This is a genomic window from Psychroflexus aestuariivivens (assembly GCF_004010055.1).
Taxonomy (GTDB): domain Bacteria; phylum Bacteroidota; class Bacteroidia; order Flavobacteriales; family Flavobacteriaceae; genus Psychroflexus; species Psychroflexus aestuariivivens.
The window spans coordinates 199658-221442 of the sequence record NZ_RQVT01000018.1 but is presented as its reverse complement, the minus strand read 5'-3'; the positions used below and the strand labels follow the sequence as shown (position 1 = coordinate 221442).

The window sequence follows — 21785 nt, the reverse complement described above, 5'->3', positions numbered from 1 at the left end:
ACAATTATAATTGGAATTAAGCGAAAAAATTTCTTGCCTCTTCCAAATCTTCTGGAGTATCAATTCCGATACTGACTTGGTCAGTTTCAACCATCTTTATAGTTTTTCCGTGTTCAAGATAACGAATGCATTCTATCTTTTCGGTGGCTTCCAAAGGCGACATTGGTGTGTGATAAAAATCTAAAAGGGCTTGTTTCCGAAACGCATAAATTCCAACATGTTTATAATATTTCACCTCAATATTTTGATCACGATGAAAAGGAATCGGAGAGCGAGAAAAATATAAAGCATGATTATTCAAATCTGTGATGACTTTTACGTTATTAGGATTTTGAACTGATTTAGTGTCTTTGATTGGAGTTTTTAAAGAAGCTAAATCTATATTTTGTTTTGAATCATTTTCGAATACATTTATTAATTTAGACAATGCTTTTTTATTAATAAAAGGTTCGTCACCTTGAACATTCACCACAATATCAGCATCGATATTCTCTACAGCTTCAGCAATTCTGTCACTACCACATTCATGATTTTTGTGACTCTTTAAAGCAATTCCACCGTGCTTTTCAATTTCCTGAAAAATGATATCAGAATCGGTTACAACATAAACTTCATCAAAAAGCTTTGAGGCTTTAGCAGCTTCATAAGTTCGCATAATAACAGTTTTTCCACCTAAATCTTGCATTAGTTTTCCAGGAAATCTACTTGCTTCATATCTCGCTGGAATCATGGCTATTATTTTCATAATTATTTTTTGAGTTTATTTGTTTCAACTAAAATTTTCATCAAAGTTTTTGCTCACCAAAAAAATCGTCTTTAAAACCGATTAAGTACAATTTTTCTTTAGCACGCGTACAGGCTGTATACAACCAGCGCAAATAGTCTTTTGAAACGCCATCTGGCAAATAGGGTTGTTCTACAAAAACCGTGTGCCATTGTCCACCTTGCGATTTGTGACAAGTAATCGCATAACTAAATTTGACTTGCAATGCATTGAAATATTTATTTTTTTTCACCTTCAGGAATTTCTTATATTTTGACTGAATATCGTCGTAGTCTTTAAGCACTTCTTGATACAGTTTATTCGAATCTTCGTAAGGCAACGATGGTGAATTCAGACTTAAAGTGTCCAACATAATAACCGTTTCAAATGGCTTCATCTTAGGATAATCCACCATTTGAACTTTCACTTCTGCAAATCGAAATCCGTACAAATCTTTCAGTCCAAAAATTTCTAAAATTTCCACAATATCACCATTAGCAATAAATCCCGCATCACTGCTAGGTTTAACCCAGAAATAATTGTTTTTCACTACCATAAGAAAATCGCCGGGTGCGATTTCTTCTTCACGAAACAAAATTCGACTACGGATTTGCTGATTATACATATTTGCACGTTTGTTTGAACGTACAATAATTGCAGTTTCTTCGTGTCCTAAATTGTCGTAAGAATCATTGATGGCGTCCATTATATCGTAACCATCTACCAATCGAATCATATCGGTATTATTGGTCAATTCGAATTTGAAATTTTCGAAATCTTCCGTTTGAAGGCATTCTCTAATATTAGTTGCATTCAACAAAATATCACTTTCGTGTCGTTGTCTGACAACTTCGTCTAATTCTACAGGAATCACATCCATATGATAGTGATTGCTAAGTGTTTGAGCAGACAAAGCTGGACTCAAATCAGATTTTACAGGTGGCAATTGTGCTGTATCGCCAATAAAAATAAGCTTACAGTTTTCGCCAGAATACACATATTCCATCAAATCATCTAAAACAGAACCACGGTTAAAAAGATTATCTCCCGTTGGAAAATCAGGAATCATAGACGCTTCATCGACAATAAAAATAGTGTCTTTGTGTTTGTTTTCTTGTGGAACAAATTCAACTCCGCCTCCACTTGTACTTTTAGGTTGATATATTTTGCGATGTATGGTTTGGGCGTTATGCTTGCTGTAATTTGTAATCACTTTTGCTGCTCGCCCTGTGGGTGCAGTGAGGACAATTTTTTTCTTAATCTTCCAAATATTCTTTACCAATGTACCGATAATTGTTGTTTTACCAGTTCCGGCATAACCTTTGAGGAGAAATAAACGATTGTTTGTGGTTTCCAAAACAAATTTTGACAATAACTCAAGTGTGATGTCTTGTTTTGCCGTTGGCGAATGTCCAAAATCTTTTTTGAGTGCTTGATAAAATTCTTTGGAATCCATTTTCAAATTAAATAATTGTGAAAAGTTCAAATATAAGCACGATTTTTCACACCGAAACTTTTGTGATTAAAAAAAAGTTGTAGTTTTGTCTACAGCTAAAATTCTTAATTTAAAATTATGAAGATTGTTTTTCAAATAGTATTATGGGTTATTATTGGTGTACTAGGTTACTTTACCTATCACGCTGTTTACGGACCTGTTGAGTTCAATAAAATTAGAGATAGACGATACAAAGATGTTGTCGAAAAGATGAAAGATATTCGTGAATCTCAAATTGCACACAAAGATATTGTCGGCAATTATGAAGATGATTTCGAAGGCTTAATCAAATTTATCGATACTGCTGAATTTGTGTTGACGCAAAGAAGAGATACTTTGATTTTAGATCAAGAATATTTAGAAACTTATAATGTAGACAAATATGTTGAAGAAGTAGTAATCGACACTTTAGGGTTTTACTCTGTAAAAGATTCACTTTTTGATGGCACAGACCGCTACAAAGATTTGATGTATGTGCCACATACAGATCAAGCTAAATTTGACATCGATGCTGGATATTTAGACAACGAAAAAGAAATTCCTGTTTTTGAAGTTAAAGTCTCTAAAGACTTGATTTTAGCAGATCAAGACCAAGATTTAGTAGAACAGGAAAAACAAGTTAAATCTGTTGACGGCGTAAACGGGACTCACATTAGAGTTGGTTCTATGGACGAGGTTAAAACCAGCGGTAACTGGCCAAAGAATTTTGGAGCAATTGGTGAATAATTTATCCAAATACAATATTAAAAGTTTATCCATCTTGATTCACCAAGATGGATTTTCTTTTTTGGTCGTTCATCACCAAGAAATTATAGAATTCGAAAGTCATTTTTTGCAGCAAAAGTTAGCGCCAAATCAGATATTAAAATATTTAAAAAAATACATCAATAAGGATTTTCAGGACAAACATCAGGTTGAAGATTTAAATTTAATTTATGTCAATCCTTTGTTTTCAATAGTTCCAGATGAACTTTTCGATGAAAATTATTTACCACACTACTTAAAATATAATGCAAAATTGTTAGAAGGCGATGATTTTGAATATGATGATATTCCTTCTCTAAATGGTAAAAACGTTTACATTCCTTACGTAAATATTCATAATTATTTATTTGAAATTTTTGGCAGTTTTTCATACAAACACCATTTGAGTATTTGCCTAAATAAATTTTCAGAAGAAGCCATAACATCTAAAGAATTTGTTCTTTTGAATGATAGAAATACAGAATTAGATTTTATAGCCTACAGAAATGGAAAACTCATTGTAGCTAATACTTTCACTTACGATACTGCTGAAGATTTTGTATATTATACATTGTTTACATTAGAAGAATTGAATTTCAATCGAGAAACACTTCAACTTAAAATTTTAGGTGAAATGAACTTCAACAATGACGATGAAAAATATGTTATCTTAAAAAATTATATTCAAAATATTCAGGAAAGTCAATATAATCTTGAAGTTTCAGGTCAATTTTCATCTAAGAAATCTTATCTTCAACATCTTAATTTAATTTAATACCTATGCGAATTGTTTCTGGAAGCCTGAAAGGTCGCCGAATTATTGCACCAAAAAAATTACCTGTCAGACCCACAACAGATATGGCAAAGGAAGGTTTATTCAATATTTTGAACCACAAAGTTCACTTTCAAGACCTGGTAGTTTTAGACCTTTTTGCTGGCATCGGAAGCATTTCTTTTGAATTTGCTTCCAGAGGAACCACAACGATTACAAGTGTTGACAAAAATTACGAGTGTATCAAATTTTTATCAAAAACGAATCTTGAATTAGATACAAATTTGAATCTTGTAAAAAGTGATGTATTTGATTTTTTAGAAAAAACAAACAACAAATTCGACCTTATTTTCGCTGATCCACCTTATGTTTTTGAAATTGAACAGTTAGAAAAGATTGAATTTCTTGTTCGAGAACGAAAATTACTTCAAAACGAAGGGATTTTGATATTGGAACACAGCAAACACACCGATTTATCGCATATTGAAACCTTTTCTGAACAAAGACGTTATGGAAATTCAGTATTTAGTTTTTTCAAAATATCATAAATATTTCAGACTCATTTTTATTCAAAAAGTTAGAGTCAAGCAAATAAGTAAAACTAACTTCAAATTAAATAATTAAACACATTTGAAATGGCTCAAATTACAATTAATAGAATCTCTGGATACTCTAATAAATTGAGAAAAATAAAACTCGTATTAGATAATCAAGTAAAATATAAAATAAAAGATGGTGAAGATAAAACTATAAATGTGAATCCAGGAAAACATATATTAAAGGCAAAAATTGATTGGTGTCAATCGAACGAAATAAAATTGGATATAAAAGAGGGAGAAAATAAAAATATATCACTGAAAGGAACGAATCCATTTTTAGCTTTATACTACATAACCTTTGGAAGAAATAAATACTTGAAATTAGAAATCCAAAATTAATAATTGAAGATAATAGAAAAAAAGAAGCCAGCTACTAACAGTGACTATATTTAATAACTTGTTCTCGCCTACTTTGGAAATTAATTCGAATTTCCAACTTGTTTTGTACTTGCAAAGTTAAATGCTAAACCATGCAACTACTCATAGACGAGACCGATATTCAACAAAGATTAATTACATTTGTAAAAATTGATTAATATGAAAAGTTTCCTGCCTTCAGAATTGAAAACACCTGAACTCCATGGAATTTTATTAGGATCCATCGGTCCAAGACCTATTGCTTTTGCCAGTACGATGGATGCTGATGGAAAACCAAACCTTTCGCCATATAGTTTTTTCAATGTGTTCAGTGCGAATCCGCCGATTATGATTTTTTCTCCGGCGAGACGCGTCAGAAATAATACAACAAAACACACTTTAGAAAATATAGAAAAAACCAAAGAAGTTGTGATCAATGTTGTCAATTGGGACATTGTTCAGCAAATGTCATTGTCCAGTACAGAATACGAGGCTGGAGTAAATGAATTTGAAAAATCTGGTTTGAATATGTTGAAATCAGACATAGTAAAGCCTTACCGAGTGAAAGAATCTCCGGTTCAATATGAATGTAAAGTGAATGAAATCGTTCATTTAGGCAAAGAAGGTGGAGCAGGAAATTTAATTATTTCTGAAGTCGTCAAAGTTCACGTAAGAGAAGATTTGCTAGATGACAATTTAAAAATAGATCAACATAAAATAGATTTGGTTGCCAGAATGGGTGGCAACTGGTATTCCAGAGCAAACCAAGGCATGTTTGAGGTTGAAAAACCATTATCTACACTTGGTATTGGCGTGGACAAAATCCCAGAATATATTAGATTTAGCAAAACACTAACTGGAAACGATCTAGGAAAATTGGCAAATGTAGAGCGTTTACCAGATGCAAAAGCAGTAAAACATTTTGTAGAATCTAATGAGTTAGCAAATTTCATGGAAGAAAGTTCTGAAGAAAAAATACAGATTATCGCACAAGAATATTTAAATAAAAATGAGGTAGACAAAGCCTGGAAAATATTACTCGCAAAACAATAATTATGGAAGTACAAGGAAAAATTAAAGTGATTGGAGAAACCAAAGAATTCGGAAGCAATGGTTTCAGAAAAAGAGAAATGGTCGTGACTACAGAAGAGCAATATCCACAACACATTCTGATAGAGTTTGTTCAAGATAAAACAAATTTGCTCGATAAATTTAAAGTTGGTCAAAATGTAAAAGTCGGTATCAATTTGAGAGGTCGTGAATGGGTCAGTCCACAGGGAGAAACCAAATATTTCAACTCTTTGAATGGCTGGAGAATAGAAAATTATGAACAAAGCAATAGTGCTGGAGCTCCACCAGTTCCACCGTCAGATCAATTTGAACCAGTTCAAGATTTGAACGACGATAACGAAGACGATTTGCCTTTTTAAATTGAACTTACATCATATTTTAAATTTAGCTTCAGTATTTTTGCTGAAGCTTTTTTGTTTTTAAATATGCCACACAATTCTTTACTTTAGTTGAATGAAATTGATTTCCAAAATAGAAAGTTTTTTTGCCAAGTTCCTACCCTCGCCTTTTACTCTAAGTATTATTTTGAGTATCATAAGCTTGATTTTGGCTTATTTGTTTGGAGATTTTGATTCAGATCAATCTCAAATTTTTTCTGTCTTCAAAGCATGGCAAAACGGTATTTGGAATTCAGATTTGTTAGTTTTTGGTTACCAAATGATGTTAATTTTGGTCTTAGGACATATTTTAGTACTGAGTCAACCAGTAAATATTGTCCTGAAGAAAATTACAAGTTTTGTTAGCGACACTAAAAGCGCTGTAGTTTTAGTCACTGTAGCAACAATGCTAATGGGATTTTTCAACTGGGGTTTAGGACTTATTTTCGGTGCAATTTTGGTCAGGAAAATAGGCGAAAAATCAGCAAATGAGAACCTGAATATCAATTATCCATTAGTTGGTGCATTGGGCTATTCAGGAATGATGATTTGGCATGGCGGTCTCTCTGGTTCTGCACCTTTAAAAGTCGCTGAAAAGGGACATTTAAAAAACATGATGGGAGAAAACTCCAATATTTTTCCTGATTATATTTCCACATCCGATACAATTTTTAGCATTGAAAATTTAATTATTTTTGGAATTGTGCTTGTTGCTGTTCCTATTATATTCAGAAAAATTCAGCACTATTCTAAATTAAATTTCAGAGTCAATATTCTTATCGACAAAACAAGTGACCAAACGGATTCTGATCATAAACATCCATTAGAACAACACAGAATTGTAAGTTTAGTTTTTGGTAGTTTACTGTTAATCGCATTTTTTATTTCGTATTTTGAAAATATTAAAAGTTTGAACTTAACTCCAAACATGCTTAATTTCTTCATGCTTGGTTTAGGTGTTTTACTTCATAAAAACATCTTTAAATATTTAAAAGCACTTTCTGAAGCTATCAAAGGTGCTTCTGGAATTTTAATTCAATTTCCGCTATACTTTGGCATCATTGGTTTGATGAAAGACAGTGGTTTGGCTATCAATTTCGCTAACTTTTTTGTTAGTATTTCCAATGAAACTACCCTTCCGATTTTCACATTTATCAGTTCAGGAATAGTCAATATTTTTGTACCAAGCGGTGGCGGGCAATGGGCTATTCAAGGGCCAATTGCTATAGATTCTGCCTCAAAACTCGGTGTGCCACTGCCCAAAATTGTCATGGCATTGTCATACGGCGACCAAATTACTAACATGTTGCAACCCTTTTGGGCTTTGCCGCTTTTAGCCATAACAAAATTAAAAGCTAGCGACATTTTTCCATTTACATTCATTTTGTTTATTATTGGCAGCATCATTTATATTTTAGGACTTCTATTTATATTTTAAATTTATGTACAAACTTACTTCAGACCTTATTTTTCCACACCCAAATCTTGCAGACGAAAAAGGATTGCTTGCTTTCGGTGGTGACTTGAGTACAGAACGCTTAAAAATTGCTTATGAAAATGGAATTTTCCCATGGTTTGCAGAAGGTCAACCAATATTATGGTGGAGTCCAGACCCTAGAATGGTTCTTTTTACTGAAGATTTAAAAGTATCAAAATCTATGATCAAACTATTCAAAGAAAAGGCTTTCAAAGTGACTTTCAATGAAAATTTTGAACATGTGATTAGAAAATGTGCCCAAATCAATCGTCCTGGTCAAGATGAAACATGGATTACTGAAGACATGATTTCTGCATATATTTCACTTCATGAAGAAGGTGTTGCGAAATCTTTTGAAGTCTGGCAAAATGATAAAATTGTTGGCGGATTGTATGGTATTTTACTGAAAGAACAACAAGTATTTTGTGGTGAAAGTATGTTTAGTGAAGTTAGCAATGCTTCGAAATTTGGTTTTATAACTATGGTAAAAAATATGGAGAAAAACAGTATCAAAACTATAGATTGCCAAGTTTACACAAAACATTTAGAGAGTCTTGGAGCAAAAGAAATTAGCCGAAATAATTTTATGAATATATTAAAAGCTAAAAAAACTATGTGAATCTGAAAGAAAATAGCTTTAGCTAAGAACGTTTATAATCGTCTTCAATTCTAACAATATCGTCTTCGCCAAAATAAGTACCGAGTTGAACTTCTATAAAAATTAATTCGTTTTCGCCAATATTTTGAATTCTGTGTCTGGCTTTCAAAGGGATTTTTATAACATCACCAGCTTTGTAGTCTGTATCGACATCATTCAAAGTAATTCTTGCTTCGCCTTTCACAATAGTCCAAACTTCAGATCTTTTATAATGAAATTGATATGAAAGTCGACCTCCTGGTTTTACAATAATGCGTTTAACTTTGTGCGTATCAGCATCTTCCAAAACATAGTAAGAACCCCAAGGCCGTTGATCTTGCTCCATAATTAAAATTTTATAATTGAATTGAAAATCTTCTTCAAAATAGTTGCAAAATAAAGCAATCTCATTCACATCGGAAATATAAATTCAATTTATCTAATATTTATTTCAAAATAAATAAGGCTGTTCAAAAGTGACTTACATTTGAACAGCCTTATTCGTCAAACAAAAAATAATCAACTACAAACTATTTTTCTTCTAATTGTGGTGGATATTTTTCTAAAATCTTTTGAACAATTTCATTAATTTTTTCTTGTTTCTTTTCCATATCAAGACTTAAAATTCCTGTCCCTAATCCTTGCCAAACTAGCTCATTCTGCTCTGCATCTATCAAATCGATGTAAAGCGTTCCTTCAACATTTCTCGATACAGTATTTCTTCCTGCACCTCCCCAAAAGTAAGGATTCCAACCCCAGCCATAACCAAAATTGTTTTGGTAAATATTCACATTTTCTGTCGTTTCTGTAAATATACTTACCAATAAATCAGGATTTTTGGATTTAGTCATCCCTTTGGCAGTAAGATTGGCTTCAATAGCTCTAAGAATCCTTTTTTTGTCTAAATCAGAAATTTCTGCTTTATCAATGCCAGGCTTATAAAATGCAAAACTTTCGTATTGGTCAAAATCGACTTTTCGGTCGTAATCTGTTGCTACTTTAATAGATGAACAAGACATCAAAATGGTAGCAAATAAGGTGAAAAATAAAATTTTAAAACTTTTCATAATGTTTCATTTAAATGTTATTAAACAAAGCATCATCCACATGTTTTGGCAAAGTTACTTTTAGATTGGGCTCTATATTCATCGCTCTTTTGATGGCGATTTCTGCGCCTTCATTTCTTGCCCAAGACCTTCTGGCAATGCCGTTATTGACATCCCAATGTAACATTGATTTCAACTTGGAATCTGCTACTGTACTACCATCAAGTAACATGCCAAAACCACCATTAATAACTTCGCCCCAGCCTACGCCACCACCGTTATGAATGCTAACCCAAGTTGCTCCGCGAAAACTATCACCAATTACATTTTGAATTGCCATATCTGCGGTAAACTTGCTTCCATCATAAATATTTGAGGTCTCTCTAAATGGTGAGTCTGTTCCGGAAACATCGTGATGATCACGACCTAAGATAACTGGCCCAATTTCATTATTTGCAATAGCTTTATTAAAAACTTCTGCTATTTTCATTCTCCCTAAAGCATCAGCATACAAAATTCTAGCTTGTGAACCAACGACTAATTTATTCTCCTGAGCACCTTTAATCCAAGTGATATTGTCTTGCATTTGTTGCTGAATGTCTTCTTCAGAATTTTTCTTTTGTTCTTCTAAAACTTTAGTAGCAATTTCATCGGTTTTTTGTAAATCTTCAGCCTTTCCGGAAGCACAAACCCAACGAAAAGGACCAAAACCGTAATCGAAACACATTGGTCCCATTATATCTTGGACATAACTTGAGTAAGCAAATTTTTCTGCATTTTCTCCAGCTTTAATTTTTTCCACTAAATTTCCATTTTCATCCTTATGAATTGCGGCACCAGCTCTTGAAGCTTCCAATAAAAACGCATTTCCATAATCGAAGAAATAAGTGCCTTTCGCAGTGTGATTGTTGATGGCAGATGCATGACGACGAAGACTTTCTTGAACTTCGGCTTTAAATTTTTGTGGCTGTTCAGACATCAATTTATTAGCTTCATCGTAAGTCATTCCTGCAGGATAATATCCACCAGCCCAAGGATTGTGAAGTGAAGTTTGGTCAGAACCCAAGTCAATTTTCACATTGGCTTGGTCAAATTTTTCCCAAACATCTACCACATTTCCATCGTAAGCAATTGAAACTGCTTCTTTATTGGATTTTGCAGTTTGAACACGTTCAACTAATTTATCTAAATCGCTAATAACTTCGTCAACCCAACCCTGAGAGTGTCTAACTTGAGTTGCTTTTGGATTGACTTCTGCACAAACAGTCACACAACCTGCTATGTTACCAGCTTTTGGTTGAGCGCCACTCATACCGCCAAGTCCAGCAGTAACAAACAAACCTCCTTTTGGAGACTTGTTAATCTTTCTGAAAGCGTTTAATACTGTAATTGTCGTTCCGTGAACAATTCCTTGCGGCCCGATATACATATAACTTCCTGCGGTCATTTGACCATATTGAGAAACACCTAGCGCATTGAATTTTTCCCAATCATCTGGTTTAGAATAATTCGGAATTGTCATCCCGTTGGTTACCACTACTCTTGGTGCAGTTTCATGCGAAGGAAATAAACCCATCGGATGTCCAGAATACATCACCAATGTTTGTTCATCGGTCATTTCGGCTAGATATTTCATGGTCAATCTATATTGCGCCCAGTTTTGAAACACACCACCATTTCCGCCATAAGTAATCAATTCATGTGGATGTTGCGCAACAGCTTTGTCAAGATTATTTTGAATCATCAACATAATGGCTTTAGCTTGTAAACTTTGGCCTGGATATTCATCGATAGAACGCGCATAAATATCATGTTCTGGTCTCAAACGATACATGTAAATTCTGCCGTATTGCTCCAATTCTTCTTTGAATTCTTTTAGTAAAACCTCATGATGTTCCGTTTCAAAATAACGTAATGCGTTTTTTAAAGCTAAAACTTCTTCAGTTTTGCTCAATATTTTTTTTCGCTTTGGTGCGTGATTGATATTTTCATCATAAGCCTTTGGCAGTGGGAGTTTTGAAGGAATGCCTTCTAATATTTCTTCTTGAAATGTTTGCATTAGTTTTTGCTTTTATCAAATCCATAGGGACAATGTCGGCAACCGCTTTTACAACAATAGCCACGTTTTAAATGGTATTGCTCGGTAAAGCAACGATAACCTTCTTCTGTGATATAAAAATCACCATCTTCCAATGGAATTTGTTTTTTAAAAAAATTCATGCACAAATTTAATGAATCCCATATTTATATCGAATTTTAGACTGTAATTTTGTAAAATAATATCATTCGTTTTCAACAATATTATATGAAAGAATTAATTTTTTTTGAAAATTCACCAATTTCTGAAAATGAATTTGTGTTGGAGAAAAACAATGTCAGTTTATATATAAAACGTGAAGATTTAATTCATCCTTTTGTTTCTGGAAATAAATTTAGAAAACTGAAATACAATTTGTTAGAAGCGAAATCTAAAAATGCACAACAAATTTTGACTTTTGGGGGTGCATTTTCCAATCATATTGCAGCCACAGCCAAAGCTTGCGAAATAATGAAATTACCTAGTATTGGAATTATTCGCGGTGAAGAATTAAGAGAAAATCTAAGCAAAACATTAAGTCAAAATAAAACTTTAGCTTTTGCTGTCAAATCAGGAATGACACTAAAATTTGTCAACCGAACGGATTATCGGCAAAAAGTTGAAATGCCTCTTGTTCAAGAAATTATTCAAAAATCGACTTCAACTTATGTCATTCCAGAAGGAGGCACTAACGAATTAGCTATAAAAGGTTGTCGAGAAATTTTAAAAAACAAAGATGATTATTTTGATGTTATTTGCTCATCAATAGGCACTGGTGGTACTTTTTCAGGATTAATTGAAGCCTCTAAAAGTCATCAAAAGTTGATAGGATTTCCAGCTTTAAAAGGAGATTTTTTGAAAAATGAAATTCAAAAATATACTTCAAAAACCAATTGGATAATCGACGATGAATTTCATTTTGGTGGTTATGCAAAAATCGATTCAGAATTAATTCGATTTATCAATGATTTCAAAACAAAATTTCGCATTCAACTCGATCCTATTTACACTGGTAAAATGATTTTTGGTATCCTTCAACGTATTGAAGACGGTTATTTTTCAAAAAATACTCGTATTTTAGCGGTTCATACTGGCGGTTTACAAGGTATCGAGGGCATGAATGTTTTACTTGATAAAAAAGGACTTGAAAAAATACATTACAATGACGTTTAAATCACTGCTTTATATCTTAATTATTTTAACTTTAGCCTCATGTGGCTCAAAACGTAAAGTTGCTCAGCAAGAGCAATCTCGACAGAATTCACAAGTTGACAGACAAGTTTCTACACAGCGAGACACCTCAATGAAAGATTCTGAAGATGATTATCATATCAACACAGAATCTACTGAAAACAAAGATACTGGAATCGATAGAAGCAAAATGAGTGCTGTGGAACTTTATATCTTTGATTTTGCTGAAATTGCAAAGGAAGAAATGCAATTATATGGTATTCCTGCCAGTATTACTTTGGCACAAGGAATTCTAGAATCAGGGTCAGGAAGTGGACCATTGACTCAAAAATCTAATAACCATTTTGGAATAAAATGCAATGGCTGGAAAGGTGAAAAAGTATATCACGATGATGATGAAGCTCAAGAATGTTTCAGAAAATACAACGATGCGAGATACTCTTTCAGAGATCATTCGCTTTTTTTATTTGAACGTCAGCGTTACGCCTTTTTGTTTGACTATGATAGCGATGATTATAAAGCCTGGGCGAAAGGACTGAAACGGGCTGGTTATGCAACAGATCCAAGATACCCAAATAAATTAATCAGTTTAATAGAGCGATACAATCTAGATGATTTTGACCGAGAAATACTAGATGGGGATTCAAAAAAATTACCAAAGCCTGCTAAAACTACTGAACATTCCGAATTGTATTCAGTAAAAAAAGGAGACACCTTATATAATATTTCAGAACGATTTGATTTAACTGTTGAAGAATTGAAATTGATTAATAAATTAAAATCTGACAATATTCAAATTGGACAAAAATTGAAAGTTAAAAATTAAAAAATATATGATTTACAAAAGAAGTAGTGCATTATTCAACGAAGCTAAAAAATACATCCCAGGCGGCGTCAACTCACCTGTAAGAGCATTTTCAGCAGTTGGCGGAGAGCCTATTTATATCAAAAAAGCCGAAGGTGCTTACCTCTATGATGAAGACGATAGAAAAATCATAGATTATATTGCATCTTGGGGACCGATGATTTTGGGTCATGCGCACCAACCAGTCGTTGATGCTGTGACCGAAAAAACCAAATTGGGAACATCATTTGGAATTCCAACAGAAATTGAGACTAAAATCGCCAAACTTGCGGTTGAAATGGTTCCAAATATTGACAAAATTAGATTTGTAAATAGTGGTACAGAAGCTTGTATGAGCGCTGTTAGGCTTGCTAGAGGATTTACTAAAAAAGATAAGATTATAAAATTTGCTGGCTGCTACCACGGACACAGCGATTCGTTTTTGATTCAGGCTGGAAGTGGCGGTGCAACTTTTGGCGAACCAAATTCACCAGGAGTTACAAAAGGAACAGCTAAAGACACACTTTTAGCAAATTATAACGATCTGGAAAGTGTAAAAAAGCTTATTGAAGAAAATAAAGGCGAGATCGCCTGTATCATTATTGAACCCGTTCCGGGAAATATGGGTTGTATTATTCCTGAAAAAGACTTTTTAGAAGGCTTGCGTCAGGTTTGCGATGACAATGATATTTTACTGATTTTTGATGAAGTAATGACAGGATTTAGACTTGCAAAGGGTGGCGTTCAGGAATTATTAGGTGTAAAAGCTGATCTTGTAACATTCGGTAAAGTTATAGGTGGTGGTTTACCCGTTGGCGCTTTTGCTGGAAAATCAGAAATTATGGATTATTTAGCACCGGATGGTCCTGTTTATCAAGCCGGAACCTTGAGTGGGAATCCACTAGCTATGGCAGCAGGACTTGCTATGCTGACTGAGCTAAACAACAATCCTGAAATTTATAAAAGCCTAGAAGAAAAAACAGCTTATTTGCATAATGGAATTGCTGAAATTTTGACAGAAGCTGGAGTTACACATCAAATAAATCGTTTGGGCTCAATGATTTCGGTTCATTTCTGTGAAAACCCTGTTAGAGATTTTGAAAGCGCAGCAAAAGGAAATAACCCTAAATTCAAAACATATTTCCATGGCATGTTAGAACGTGGTGTGTATTTACCACCAAGCGCGTTTGAAAGTTATTTTCTGAACAACGCTTTGTCTTATGAAGATTTAGACAAAACATTAAGTGCGTTAAAAGAATTTGCTGGGACATTAAAATAATTTTAAAGTTTTACTTGTCATAAGTTAATAAAATACTAATTTTAACAACGAAATATTTAAATCAACAAAAATGGAAATGAATCAAACCAACCAGCCACAGCCACCACAGCCAAGCAATCACTTAGCTATGGCTATTATAACAACAATTATTTGTTGTTTACCAGCTGGAATTGTCAGTATCGTTTATGCAACTCAAGTCAATTCAAAATACAATGCAGGAGATTATGAAGGTGCGCAACGCGCTTCTAAAAACGCTAAAACTTGGTGGATTGTATCTATGGTTACAGCATTAGTAATATTAATTGGCTACATAGTATTTGTTTTTGCTTTTGCTGGCGATGATATTATGGAACAAATCCAAAGAGAAATGGAGCGTCAAGAACAGTTGCAACAATAAATAATTAATTTGGAACAGAGTCAAAACTATAACCCAAAAGCACCACCGCCAAATTATTTAGCTTTTGCGATTATAACAACAATTTTATGTTGTTTACCAGCTGGAATTGTCAGTATCGTTTATGCTTCAGAAGTAAATAGAAAATGGATGTCACAAGACTATGAAGGTGCTTATCGTGCATCTCAGAATGCTAAAACTTGGGCAATAGTGTCGGCGGTATCATTTGCTGGGATTTTTATTCTCATATTTATATTTTATATTTTTGTGGGATTAACAGCTTTTTCGTTTCAACATTGAGTTTGACAAAAAAAATAGTTTATATTTTAACAACAATTGCTTCAATTGCAATTGTCGTTTTCTATTTTAATTTCAGTCCAAAAAGTTTTAATTTTTTTCCGAAATGTCCTTTTTATGTTTTGACTGGTTTCCATTGTCCTGGCTGCGGTAGCCAAAGAGCCTTTCACGAAATATTGCATGGAAATATTATTGGAGGAATTCAACACAATTTATTAATAGTTTTGGCAGTTCTCATCATTGGCTATAAATTTTTTGTGTTTTTCCGAAATAAAAAGCGTCCCCAAAAATCTAATCAAAATTTACTATATCATAATGCTACGCCCTGGGTTATTTTGATTTTAGTTGTTGGATTTTGGATTATTAGAAATATCCCATACGCGCCGTTTTGTTACTTAGCACCATAAAAAATCATCACCCAAAAATTTCACATTGAATTTAAATGTAAAATTTAAATATTTTTACACTAAAAACCTGAAAATTTCAAAAATATGTCAGTTAGATTATTAGTTATTTTGCTATGGCTTTGTGTTTTTTCAAATATTGGATTTGCACAAGAAAAAAATAAGTATGGTGTTCGAGTAATGAATGATATTGAGGATTATCGAAAAAAAATGAAAGCTGATGAAAAATACAAGCTAGTTAACTTAAGAAACATTGATGGAATTCAGTTTGACATTCGGTATGCAACGACAAACAATTTCGTAGAACAAAAAGTTTATCCATCTGCCGATGCTTTTGCTCGGAAAGCTGTAGCTGAAGCTTTAAGTCAAATTCAAGATACTTTGGAATCTCTAGGTTTAGGTCTAAAAATTTTTGATGCTTATCGACCTTATGAAGCTACTGTTAAGTTTTATGAAAGCGTTGAGGATACAACTTATGTTGCTTCACCATTCAGCGGTTCAAGGCACAATCGAGGTTGTGCTGTCGACCTCACTTTGGTGGATTTGAAAAGTGGAAAGCCTTTAGAAATGCCAACAGAATACGATGATTTTACTAAAAAAGCGCATCCAAATTACATGGATTTGTCTCAACAAGTTTTGGCGAATAGAAAATTGCTCATCGATGTTATGCAAGCACACGGATTTAAAGTTTATCCTTACGAATGGTGGCATTTCGACTATGTAGGTTGGGAAGAAAATCCACTGATGAATTTGAGTTTTGAAGATTTAAGAAATCAGTAGATTTAATTTTAATTTCCTTTTAACCAAAAAACCTCCGCATTTAAGGCAGAGGTTTTGAAAATATCAAGTTAAATCATATCATAAATTAAGGCTTCAAAACAACTCTAAATCTTGCTTTGTTGTCAATCATTCTGGCGTAAGCTTCTTTAACATCATCAAGTTTATATTCTTCAATCATAGGCTTAGTATCAAAAAGCGCACTAAACTTTAGTGTATCTTCAGAATCTGTTGCTGTTCCGCTTGGCCAACCTGCCACAGATTTTCTACCCATCAACATTTCCATAGGATTTACTTCAACAGCATCTCCAGTTGCTCCAACGATTAAAAGTTTTCCATCTATACCTAACCCGCCAATTACTGAAGTCATCGCTTTGGCGTTAGGAGCTGTTGCAAGAATAAGTCTTGCTCCACCAAGCTTTTGAAGAGATTCAGCAGCATCTTCAGATTTTGCATTTATAAAGTGATGAGCACCCAAATCTTTAGCCAACTCTTGTTTATCATCGCTTGTCGAAAGTGCAATTGTACGCATACCCATTTTATTGGCATATTGTATCGCTAAATGTCCTAAACCGCCAATTCCTTGAATAGCTACAGTATCTCCAGCTTGAATTCCAGAATTTCTTAAAGCATTGAATACCGTGATTCCCGCACAAAGTAAAGGCGCGGCATCTGCAGAATTTAAATCATCAGGGACGGCAACAATAGCTTCTTTTGGTGCACACATATATTCAGCATAACCACCATCGTAAGATATCCCACTAATTTTTGCATTTTCGCAACTTATAAAATCTCCGCGACGACAAGGCTCGCACTCAAAACAATGTCCACCGTGCCAGCCTACTCCGACACGCTGATCGATTTTCCAATTATTTACATCACTTCCTAAAGCTTCAACTCGACCAACAACTTCATGACCTGGTACTCTTGGATATTCTAAGCCTGGGAAAGTACCATCTTTTACAAATGCATCTGAATGGCAAATCCCACAAGCTTCAACTTTTATTAAAACTTCATTTGGTTTAGGTGAGGGTTTTTCTAAGTCAACAATTTTAAAATCTCCCTCGGCTTCTTGTATTTGTGCAGCTTTCATGTTTTTAAATTTAAGATTCATTGTAAATTAAACAATTGAAAACAACCAAGGTGATAATAGATTCTTAAAACTATGAATAATTTTCGAAGTTTTTCAAATTATTTAGAAAAATGGAGTGTGTTTTAAAAGAAATTACCGTTTAAATCTAACTTTCAACTATAGTTTATCAATAAATTCTGCCAAACTTTTACCGATGTCATTAAGGGCTTTTTGGTTGTAATGAACTGGATCTTTTAGCCAATCTTTATCAGCAAAAGTATGCGTTTTATTATATCCTATGTGAACTCTTTCTCGTTTGTTAGCTACTTCCTCTTGTGCTTTCCTAACTTTTGAAAACCCTTCATTTTTCAATTTATTGGAATGCGTTCCTGTCGAAACAATAACAAAATCTGCCTCTTCGTAACGAGCCAAATATTGATCGATCAATTGGTTAAGCTCTGATTTATAATCTTCAATTGAAATTTTATTTTGAGCTATTGCAACACCATCATTTTCTCCTTGTGACCAAATAATAGCTCTAAGATTTAAGTTTGCTTTAGCTTGCGCAGAATCAATTTTTTGAAAACTTTTTTGCAGCAAATTACCGTTTGTTCCCCAAACACCCCAATCTTTTTGTTCTGCTTTTGGGTGTAATGCACTTTCACCTTTTGCAGTTTGAACAATATAAACATTCGCGCCAGTTCGTTCATAAAAATTAGACGCAAGAGAAGGAGTAAAACTTCCATTTCTTGATTTTTGAAATCCCATATGGTATTGGCCAACAGGATCTTTCAACGGTATGAATTTTTGGGCTCGAGAATCATATTCAAAACAACAATGACTAGCGTCTGGAGACTTTAAACTATCACCTGCTCCTCTGGCATTACTTTGTCCAGCTACAGCAAATAACACTTTATCTGGTGAAGTTGAACAAGATAAAATTGTAAACAGTAGTATTAAGCTAAACGAAACTAGGATATTGTTTTTCATAGGAAGAGTTGATTAGAAATAGTAATTAAGTGTATTTAAAAAAATTGAATTTAATACCAACAATATTCTGAAATATAATTCAATTATACAATAAAAACGAAAAAAAGCTGATTCGAAAAATATTACGAAACAGCTTTTTATAATTTATATGAATAGAATTCTTTTATAAAATCAACATGGCATCGCCATATGAATAAAACCTATATTTCTCTTTAACAGCTTCTTTGTAAGCTTTCTCCATCAAATCATGGCCTGCAAATGCAGAAATCATCATCAATAATGTAGATTTTGGCATATGAAAATTCGTAATCATACAATCTGCAATACTGAAATCAAAAGGAGGAAAAATGAATTTATTGGTCCAACCATCGTATGGATTCAATCTATGGTTTGAACTAACTGCACTTTCTAAAGTTCGCATAACAGTTGTTCCTACAGCACAAACTTTTCGCTTTTCATTTTTTGCTTTGTTGATAATTTCAACAGCGTCGTCGTTTACTTTAATCTGCTCACTGTCCATTTTATGCTTAGACAAATCTTCAACTTCAACAGGGTTGAATGTTCCTAAACCGATGTGCAAAGTAACTTCTGCAAAATCAATTCCTTTTATTTCTAAACGCTTTAGTAAGTGTTTAGAAAAATGTAAACCAGCAGTTGGAGCAGCCACAGCACCTTCCTCTTTTGCATAAATAGTTTGGTATCTTTCAGCATCTTCTGGCACAACATCACGTTTTATGTATTTAGGCAATGGTGTTTGTCCAAGTTCTGTCAATTTAGCTCTAAAATCTTGGTAAGAGCCATCATATAAGAAACGTAGCGTTCGGCCACGGTTGGTTGTATTGTCAATGACTTCTGCCACTAAACTTTCGTCTTCACCGAAATAAAGTTTGTTCCCGATTCTTATTTTTCGAGCTGGATCTACCAAAACATCCCAAAGTCTAGTTTCAGGATTGAGTTCTCTCAATAAGAAAACTTCAATTTTGGCTCCAGTTTTCTCTTTGTTACCGTATAATCTTGCTGGAAAAACTTTCGTATTGTTGAAAACCATCACATCTTTCTCTTCAAAATATTCAATTAAATCCTTGAACATCTTGTGTTCTATAGAACCATCTTTCCTATTGACGACCATAAGCTTGGCTTCGTCTCGGTTTTCTGACGGATATTCTGCCAATAATTCGTCTGGTAAAGTAAAATCAAATTGTGAAAGTTTCATTCCCATAAGGCTGTATTTTTAAAAAACGCAAATATACAATCTGCAAACAGGCGTTGTCAAGTAAATCATTGATTATTTATCAAAAATTTGTGCTTTTTAATAAATTTCTTTTATACCAAGCGCATTTATTTGAACCCAAAAATCAGGAAATGATTTAGTAACAACTTTTGGATTTAGAATGTGAAGGTCAGTTTTTATTGCTAATGGTGCAAAAGACATCGCCATACGATGATCATTATAGGTTTCAATTTTAACCCCTGAATTCAATTCACTTGAAGTTTTCATTTCTAAAGTAGAATCAGTAATATTTACTTCAGCACCAAATTTTTCAATTTCATTTTTTAAGGCTTGTAAACGATCGGTTTCTTTAACTTTCAAAGTCTGCAAACCAGTCAAAATGCAACTAATATTCAAACCTAAGCAAGTTACTGCAATGGTCTGTGCCAAATCGGGCGTATCGTTCAAATCGAGTTGAATAAATTTAGGTAAAGTGAAATCCTTGTTTTTAGATAGTTTAATGGTATTGGATTTGAATTGTGTTTCAATTCCAAATTGTTTATAGATTTCAGCCACCTTAGCATCACCTTGAATACTGTCTTTATGATATTCAGCTAGTCGTATTTCACCTTCAGGAAGTAAAGCTAGCGCACTATAAAAATAAGAGGCAGAACTCCAATCAGATTCGATTGAAACTGTTTGGTAATCTACATGAGGTTGATATGAAATTTGAATGTTTTCGTCTTTAAATTCAACTTGAATACCAATAGATTTTAAAATTTTAGCGGTCATTTCCAAATAGGGACGTGAAGTTAAGTTAGAAGTCAGTTGAATGTTTAGTCCTTCTTTTAAACTTGGCGCTATCAACATCAATGCTGAAATAAATTGACTACTGATGTTAGCTGGTATTTTTAATTCATTTTTCAACAAATCTCGTCCTTCAATTTTTAGTGGTGGAAAATCTGTGTTTTTTTGATATTCAATGTTTGCTCCTAAATCCCTTAAGGCATCAACAAGAATACCTATTGGACGTTCTTGCATGCGTGAACTACCTGTTAATACAATAGAGTTGTTAGCGTTTGTGGCTAGAAATGCGGTTAAAAATCGCATGGCCGTACCTGCGTGATGAACATCTATAACTTCTGAATTTTGAAAAGATTCTAAGGCTTTTTTTAAAACCAAGGTATCGTCACTTTCAGATAGACCTTCAAGTTTGAGTTTTGGATACAAGGCTTGTAAAATCAAATACCGGTTAGAAATACTTTTCGAACCGGTGATTTTAATTAATTGTGGTAGTGAATTTGGTTTTTGAAAGTTGAGTTTCATTTTTGAGGTTTTTCCCCTTTTTTAATTTTCCCTCTGAATTTCAAAAAAGTAACTACAAAACCGTACACGAAGCCACTCATTATATTAGCAACAAAGAAGCGCAATAAGTAGTCTTCGGCTAGTCGTTCTTCAGCCCAGAGTCCAAATTCGAAATCGAAAGAAAACCAAACATCGACCAAATTATATATTAAAATAAAACCAATTGCTAAGCTTATGACAGACTTCCAAAAGCCGTTGGAAGAAATTACTTTTTGAAACATTATTTAAGTTTTTCGTTATTATGATGGCGGTCGTGGTCACGTTTTGTTTTCAAATCCAATTTTTTGTCAAAGGATTTTTGCAAATCGATTCCGGTTTGGTTTGCCAAGCACAAAATTACAAAAACAACATCTGCTAATTCCTCACCCAAGTCTTTATTTTTGTCACTTTCTTTTTCGCTTTGTTCACCGTAACGACGAGCAATGATTCTAGCCACTTCCCCAACTTCTTCAGTCAATTGTGCCATATTTGTCAGTTCGTCAAAATAGCGAACGCCATGATCTTTAATCCATTCGTCTACAGCCTTTTGGGCGTCTTGTATGTTCAT

The 21785-nt window shown here is 33.6% G+C and carries 27 protein-coding genes; 15 read left to right on the top strand and 12 right to left on the bottom strand.

What is annotated here, in order from left to right:
* Positions 1-16: 16 nt before the first annotated feature.
* Positions 17-745, bottom strand: coding sequence for a 3-deoxy-manno-octulosonate cytidylyltransferase (kdsB, locus tag EIG86_RS03925; RefSeq protein WP_127844837.1), 729 nt, complete (start codon positions 743-745; stop codon positions 17-19).
* 40 nt (positions 746-785) lie between these two features.
* Positions 786-2219 (bottom strand): ATP-dependent DNA helicase, encoded by a 1434-nt coding sequence (locus tag EIG86_RS03920; protein WP_127844836.1) that lies wholly within the window; start codon positions 2217-2219, stop codon positions 786-788.
* A 117-nt stretch (positions 2220-2336) separates the two neighbouring features.
* Between EIG86_RS03920 and EIG86_RS03915 the strand changes: the two genes are divergently transcribed.
* The 8 genes from EIG86_RS03915 (at position 2337) to aat (ending at position 8274) form a co-directional block, all read left to right on the top strand.
* Complete coding sequence (locus EIG86_RS03915) at positions 2337-2984, top strand: hypothetical protein (RefSeq protein WP_127844835.1); 648 nt, start codon at positions 2337-2339, stop codon at positions 2982-2984.
* Positions 2977-3777 (top strand): DUF3822 family protein, encoded by an 801-nt coding sequence (locus EIG86_RS03910; RefSeq protein ID WP_262707799.1) that lies wholly within the window; start codon positions 2977-2979, stop codon positions 3775-3777. Before EIG86_RS03915 ends, EIG86_RS03910 begins: the two co-directional genes overlap by 8 nt.
* 5 nt (positions 3778-3782) lie before the next feature.
* On the top strand, positions 3783-4322 hold the full coding sequence (locus tag EIG86_RS03905; protein ID WP_127844833.1) for an RsmD family RNA methyltransferase: 540 nt from the start codon (positions 3783-3785) through the stop codon (positions 4320-4322).
* An 87-nt stretch (positions 4323-4409) separates the two neighbouring features.
* Entirely contained in the window at positions 4410-4712 is a 303-nt protein-coding gene (locus tag EIG86_RS03900; RefSeq protein ID WP_127844832.1) for a hypothetical protein, read from the top strand.
* A 198-nt stretch (positions 4713-4910) separates the two neighbouring features.
* Positions 4911-5783, top strand: a complete 873-nt coding sequence (locus EIG86_RS03895; RefSeq protein WP_127844831.1) for a flavin reductase family protein — start codon at positions 4911-4913, stop codon at positions 5781-5783.
* 2 nt (positions 5784-5785) lie between these two features.
* Positions 5786-6160: a DUF3127 domain-containing protein gene (locus tag EIG86_RS03890; RefSeq protein WP_127844830.1), complete on the top strand. Its 375-nt coding sequence runs from the start codon at positions 5786-5788 to the stop codon at positions 6158-6160.
* Positions 6161-6254: 94 nt separating this feature from the next.
* Complete coding sequence (locus EIG86_RS03885; RefSeq protein ID WP_240032174.1) at positions 6255-7616, top strand: short-chain fatty acid transporter; 1362 nt, start codon at positions 6255-6257, stop codon at positions 7614-7616.
* A 4-nt stretch (positions 7617-7620) separates the two neighbouring features.
* Positions 7621-8274, top strand: a complete 654-nt coding sequence (aat, locus tag EIG86_RS03880; RefSeq protein WP_127844829.1) for a leucyl/phenylalanyl-tRNA--protein transferase — start codon at positions 7621-7623, stop codon at positions 8272-8274.
* Positions 8275-8296: 22 nt separating this feature from the next.
* Here aat and EIG86_RS03875 read toward each other — a convergent pair whose 3' ends face one another.
* From EIG86_RS03875 to EIG86_RS14100, 4 genes are all read right to left on the bottom strand, one after another.
* A complete protein-coding gene (locus EIG86_RS03875; RefSeq protein ID WP_127844828.1) occupies positions 8297-8638 on the bottom strand; it encodes a phosphomannose isomerase type II C-terminal cupin domain in 342 nt (113 codons plus the stop codon).
* 184 nt (positions 8639-8822) lie between these two features.
* Positions 8823-9359 carry a DUF4136 domain-containing protein gene (locus tag EIG86_RS03870; protein WP_127844827.1) on the bottom strand — a complete coding sequence of 179 codons (537 nt, stop codon included), beginning with the start codon at positions 9357-9359 and terminating at the stop codon, positions 8823-8825.
* A gap of 10 nt (positions 9360-9369) precedes the next feature.
* Positions 9370-11397, bottom strand: coding sequence for a urocanate hydratase (locus EIG86_RS03865; RefSeq protein WP_127844826.1), 2028 nt, complete (start codon positions 11395-11397; stop codon positions 9370-9372).
* Entirely contained in the window at positions 11397-11558 is a 162-nt protein-coding gene (locus EIG86_RS14100; protein ID WP_157983110.1) for a DUF5522 domain-containing protein, read from the bottom strand. Before EIG86_RS14100 ends, EIG86_RS03865 begins: the two co-directional genes overlap by 1 nt.
* 85 nt (positions 11559-11643) lie before the next feature.
* Here EIG86_RS14100 and EIG86_RS03860 point away from each other — a divergent pair, with 85 nt between their 5' ends.
* From EIG86_RS03860 to EIG86_RS03830, 7 genes are all read left to right on the top strand, one after another.
* Positions 11644-12588 carry a 1-aminocyclopropane-1-carboxylate deaminase/D-cysteine desulfhydrase gene (locus tag EIG86_RS03860; RefSeq protein WP_127844825.1) on the top strand — a complete coding sequence of 315 codons (945 nt, stop codon included), beginning with the start codon at positions 11644-11646 and terminating at the stop codon, positions 12586-12588.
* Positions 12578-13432 carry a glucosaminidase domain-containing protein gene (locus tag EIG86_RS03855; protein WP_127844824.1) on the top strand — a complete coding sequence of 285 codons (855 nt, stop codon included), beginning with the start codon at positions 12578-12580 and terminating at the stop codon, positions 13430-13432. Before EIG86_RS03860 ends, EIG86_RS03855 begins: the two co-directional genes overlap by 11 nt.
* A gap of 7 nt (positions 13433-13439) precedes the next feature.
* A complete protein-coding gene (hemL, locus tag EIG86_RS03850) occupies positions 13440-14729 on the top strand; it encodes a glutamate-1-semialdehyde 2,1-aminomutase (RefSeq protein WP_127844823.1) in 1290 nt (429 codons plus the stop codon).
* A gap of 70 nt (positions 14730-14799) precedes the next feature.
* Positions 14800-15126 (top strand): CD225/dispanin family protein, encoded by a 327-nt coding sequence (locus EIG86_RS03845; protein WP_127844822.1) that lies wholly within the window; start codon positions 14800-14802, stop codon positions 15124-15126.
* Between the two features lie 9 nt (positions 15127-15135).
* Entirely contained in the window at positions 15136-15423 is a 288-nt protein-coding gene (locus tag EIG86_RS03840; RefSeq protein ID WP_127844821.1) for a CD225/dispanin family protein, read from the top strand.
* The gene (locus EIG86_RS03835) at positions 15324-15827 is read left to right on the top strand and encodes a DUF2752 domain-containing protein (protein ID WP_317129911.1); all 504 of its coding nucleotides are present in this window, start codon (positions 15324-15326) and stop codon (positions 15825-15827) included. Before EIG86_RS03840 ends, EIG86_RS03835 begins: the two co-directional genes overlap by 100 nt.
* Before the next feature lie 84 nt (positions 15828-15911).
* Positions 15912-16604 (top strand): M15 family metallopeptidase, encoded by a 693-nt coding sequence (locus tag EIG86_RS03830; RefSeq protein ID WP_205030455.1) that lies wholly within the window; start codon positions 15912-15914, stop codon positions 16602-16604.
* Between the two features lie 85 nt (positions 16605-16689).
* On the opposite strand, the gene EIG86_RS03825 is transcribed toward EIG86_RS03830, so the two are convergent.
* The 6 genes from EIG86_RS03825 to EIG86_RS03800 all read right to left on the bottom strand — a co-directional run bounded on the left by EIG86_RS03825 (position 16690) and on the right by EIG86_RS03800 (position 21785).
* Entirely contained in the window at positions 16690-17694 is a 1005-nt protein-coding gene (locus EIG86_RS03825) for an alcohol dehydrogenase (RefSeq protein ID WP_127844819.1), read from the bottom strand.
* Between the two features lie 156 nt (positions 17695-17850).
* Positions 17851-18663, bottom strand: a complete 813-nt coding sequence (locus tag EIG86_RS03820) for a sialate O-acetylesterase (protein ID WP_127844818.1) — start codon at positions 18661-18663, stop codon at positions 17851-17853.
* Between the two features lie 163 nt (positions 18664-18826).
* Positions 18827-19876: a tRNA preQ1(34) S-adenosylmethionine ribosyltransferase-isomerase QueA gene (gene queA / locus EIG86_RS03815; RefSeq protein WP_127844931.1), complete on the bottom strand. Its 1050-nt coding sequence runs from the start codon at positions 19874-19876 to the stop codon at positions 18827-18829.
* A 96-nt stretch (positions 19877-19972) separates the two neighbouring features.
* Positions 19973-21199, bottom strand: a complete 1227-nt coding sequence (locus tag EIG86_RS03810; protein WP_127844817.1) for a 3-phosphoshikimate 1-carboxyvinyltransferase — start codon at positions 21197-21199, stop codon at positions 19973-19975.
* Positions 21196-21459 (bottom strand): hypothetical protein, encoded by a 264-nt coding sequence (locus EIG86_RS03805; RefSeq protein WP_127844816.1) that lies wholly within the window; start codon positions 21457-21459, stop codon positions 21196-21198. The genes EIG86_RS03810 and EIG86_RS03805 overlap by 4 nt, the downstream gene beginning before the upstream one ends.
* Complete coding sequence (locus EIG86_RS03800; protein ID WP_127844815.1) at positions 21459-21785, bottom strand: nucleotide pyrophosphohydrolase; 327 nt, start codon at positions 21783-21785, stop codon at positions 21459-21461. The genes EIG86_RS03805 and EIG86_RS03800 overlap by 1 nt, the downstream gene beginning before the upstream one ends.

Bases quoted from the DNA above. Each gene is read 5' to 3' on its own strand.
- kdsB (WP_127844837.1), bottom strand. From the start codon at position 745: ATGAAAATAATAGCCATGATTCCAGCGAGATATGAAGCAAGTAGATTT.
- EIG86_RS03920 (WP_127844836.1), bottom strand. From the start codon at position 2,219: ATGGATTCCAAAGAATTTTATCAAGCACTCAAAAAAGATTTTGGACAT.
- EIG86_RS03915 (WP_127844835.1), top strand. From the start codon at position 2,337: ATGAAGATTGTTTTTCAAATAGTATTATGGGTTATTATTGGTGTACTA.
- EIG86_RS03905 (WP_127844833.1), top strand. From the start codon at position 3,783: ATGCGAATTGTTTCTGGAAGCCTGAAAGGTCGCCGAATTATTGCACCA.
- EIG86_RS03900 (WP_127844832.1), top strand. From the start codon at position 4,410: ATGGCTCAAATTACAATTAATAGAATCTCTGGATACTCTAATAAATTG.
- EIG86_RS03895 (WP_127844831.1), top strand. From the start codon at position 4,911: ATGAAAAGTTTCCTGCCTTCAGAATTGAAAACACCTGAACTCCATGGA.
- EIG86_RS03890 (WP_127844830.1), top strand. From the start codon at position 5,786: ATGGAAGTACAAGGAAAAATTAAAGTGATTGGAGAAACCAAAGAATTC.
- EIG86_RS03885 (WP_240032174.1), top strand. From the start codon at position 6,255: ATGAAATTGATTTCCAAAATAGAAAGTTTTTTTGCCAAGTTCCTACCC.
- aat (WP_127844829.1), top strand. From the start codon at position 7,621: ATGTACAAACTTACTTCAGACCTTATTTTTCCACACCCAAATCTTGCA.
- EIG86_RS03875 (WP_127844828.1), bottom strand. From the start codon at position 8,638: ATGGAGCAAGATCAACGGCCTTGGGGTTCTTACTATGTTTTGGAAGAT.
- EIG86_RS03870 (WP_127844827.1), bottom strand. From the start codon at position 9,359: ATGAAAAGTTTTAAAATTTTATTTTTCACCTTATTTGCTACCATTTTG.
- EIG86_RS03865 (WP_127844826.1), bottom strand. From the start codon at position 11,397: ATGCAAACATTTCAAGAAGAAATATTAGAAGGCATTCCTTCAAAACTC.
- EIG86_RS14100 (WP_157983110.1), bottom strand. From the start codon at position 11,558: ATGAATTTTTTTAAAAAACAAATTCCATTGGAAGATGGTGATTTTTAT.
- EIG86_RS03860 (WP_127844825.1), top strand. From the start codon at position 11,644: ATGAAAGAATTAATTTTTTTTGAAAATTCACCAATTTCTGAAAATGAA.
- EIG86_RS03855 (WP_127844824.1), top strand. From the start codon at position 12,578: ATGACGTTTAAATCACTGCTTTATATCTTAATTATTTTAACTTTAGCC.
- hemL (WP_127844823.1), top strand. From the start codon at position 13,440: ATGATTTACAAAAGAAGTAGTGCATTATTCAACGAAGCTAAAAAATAC.
- EIG86_RS03845 (WP_127844822.1), top strand. From the start codon at position 14,800: ATGGAAATGAATCAAACCAACCAGCCACAGCCACCACAGCCAAGCAAT.
- EIG86_RS03830 (WP_205030455.1), top strand. From the start codon at position 15,912: ATGTCAGTTAGATTATTAGTTATTTTGCTATGGCTTTGTGTTTTTTCA.
- EIG86_RS03825 (WP_127844819.1), bottom strand. From the start codon at position 17,694: ATGAAAGCTGCACAAATACAAGAAGCCGAGGGAGATTTTAAAATTGTT.
- EIG86_RS03820 (WP_127844818.1), bottom strand. From the start codon at position 18,663: ATGAAAAACAATATCCTAGTTTCGTTTAGCTTAATACTACTGTTTACA.
- queA (WP_127844931.1), bottom strand. From the start codon at position 19,876: ATGAAACTTTCACAATTTGATTTTACTTTACCAGACGAATTATTGGCA.
- EIG86_RS03810 (WP_127844817.1), bottom strand. From the start codon at position 21,199: ATGAAACTCAACTTTCAAAAACCAAATTCACTACCACAATTAATTAAA.
- EIG86_RS03805 (WP_127844816.1), bottom strand. From the start codon at position 21,459: ATGTTTCAAAAAGTAATTTCTTCCAACGGCTTTTGGAAGTCTGTCATA.
- EIG86_RS03800 (WP_127844815.1), bottom strand. From the start codon at position 21,785: ATGAACATACAAGACGCCCAAAAGGCTGTAGACGAATGGATTAAAGAT.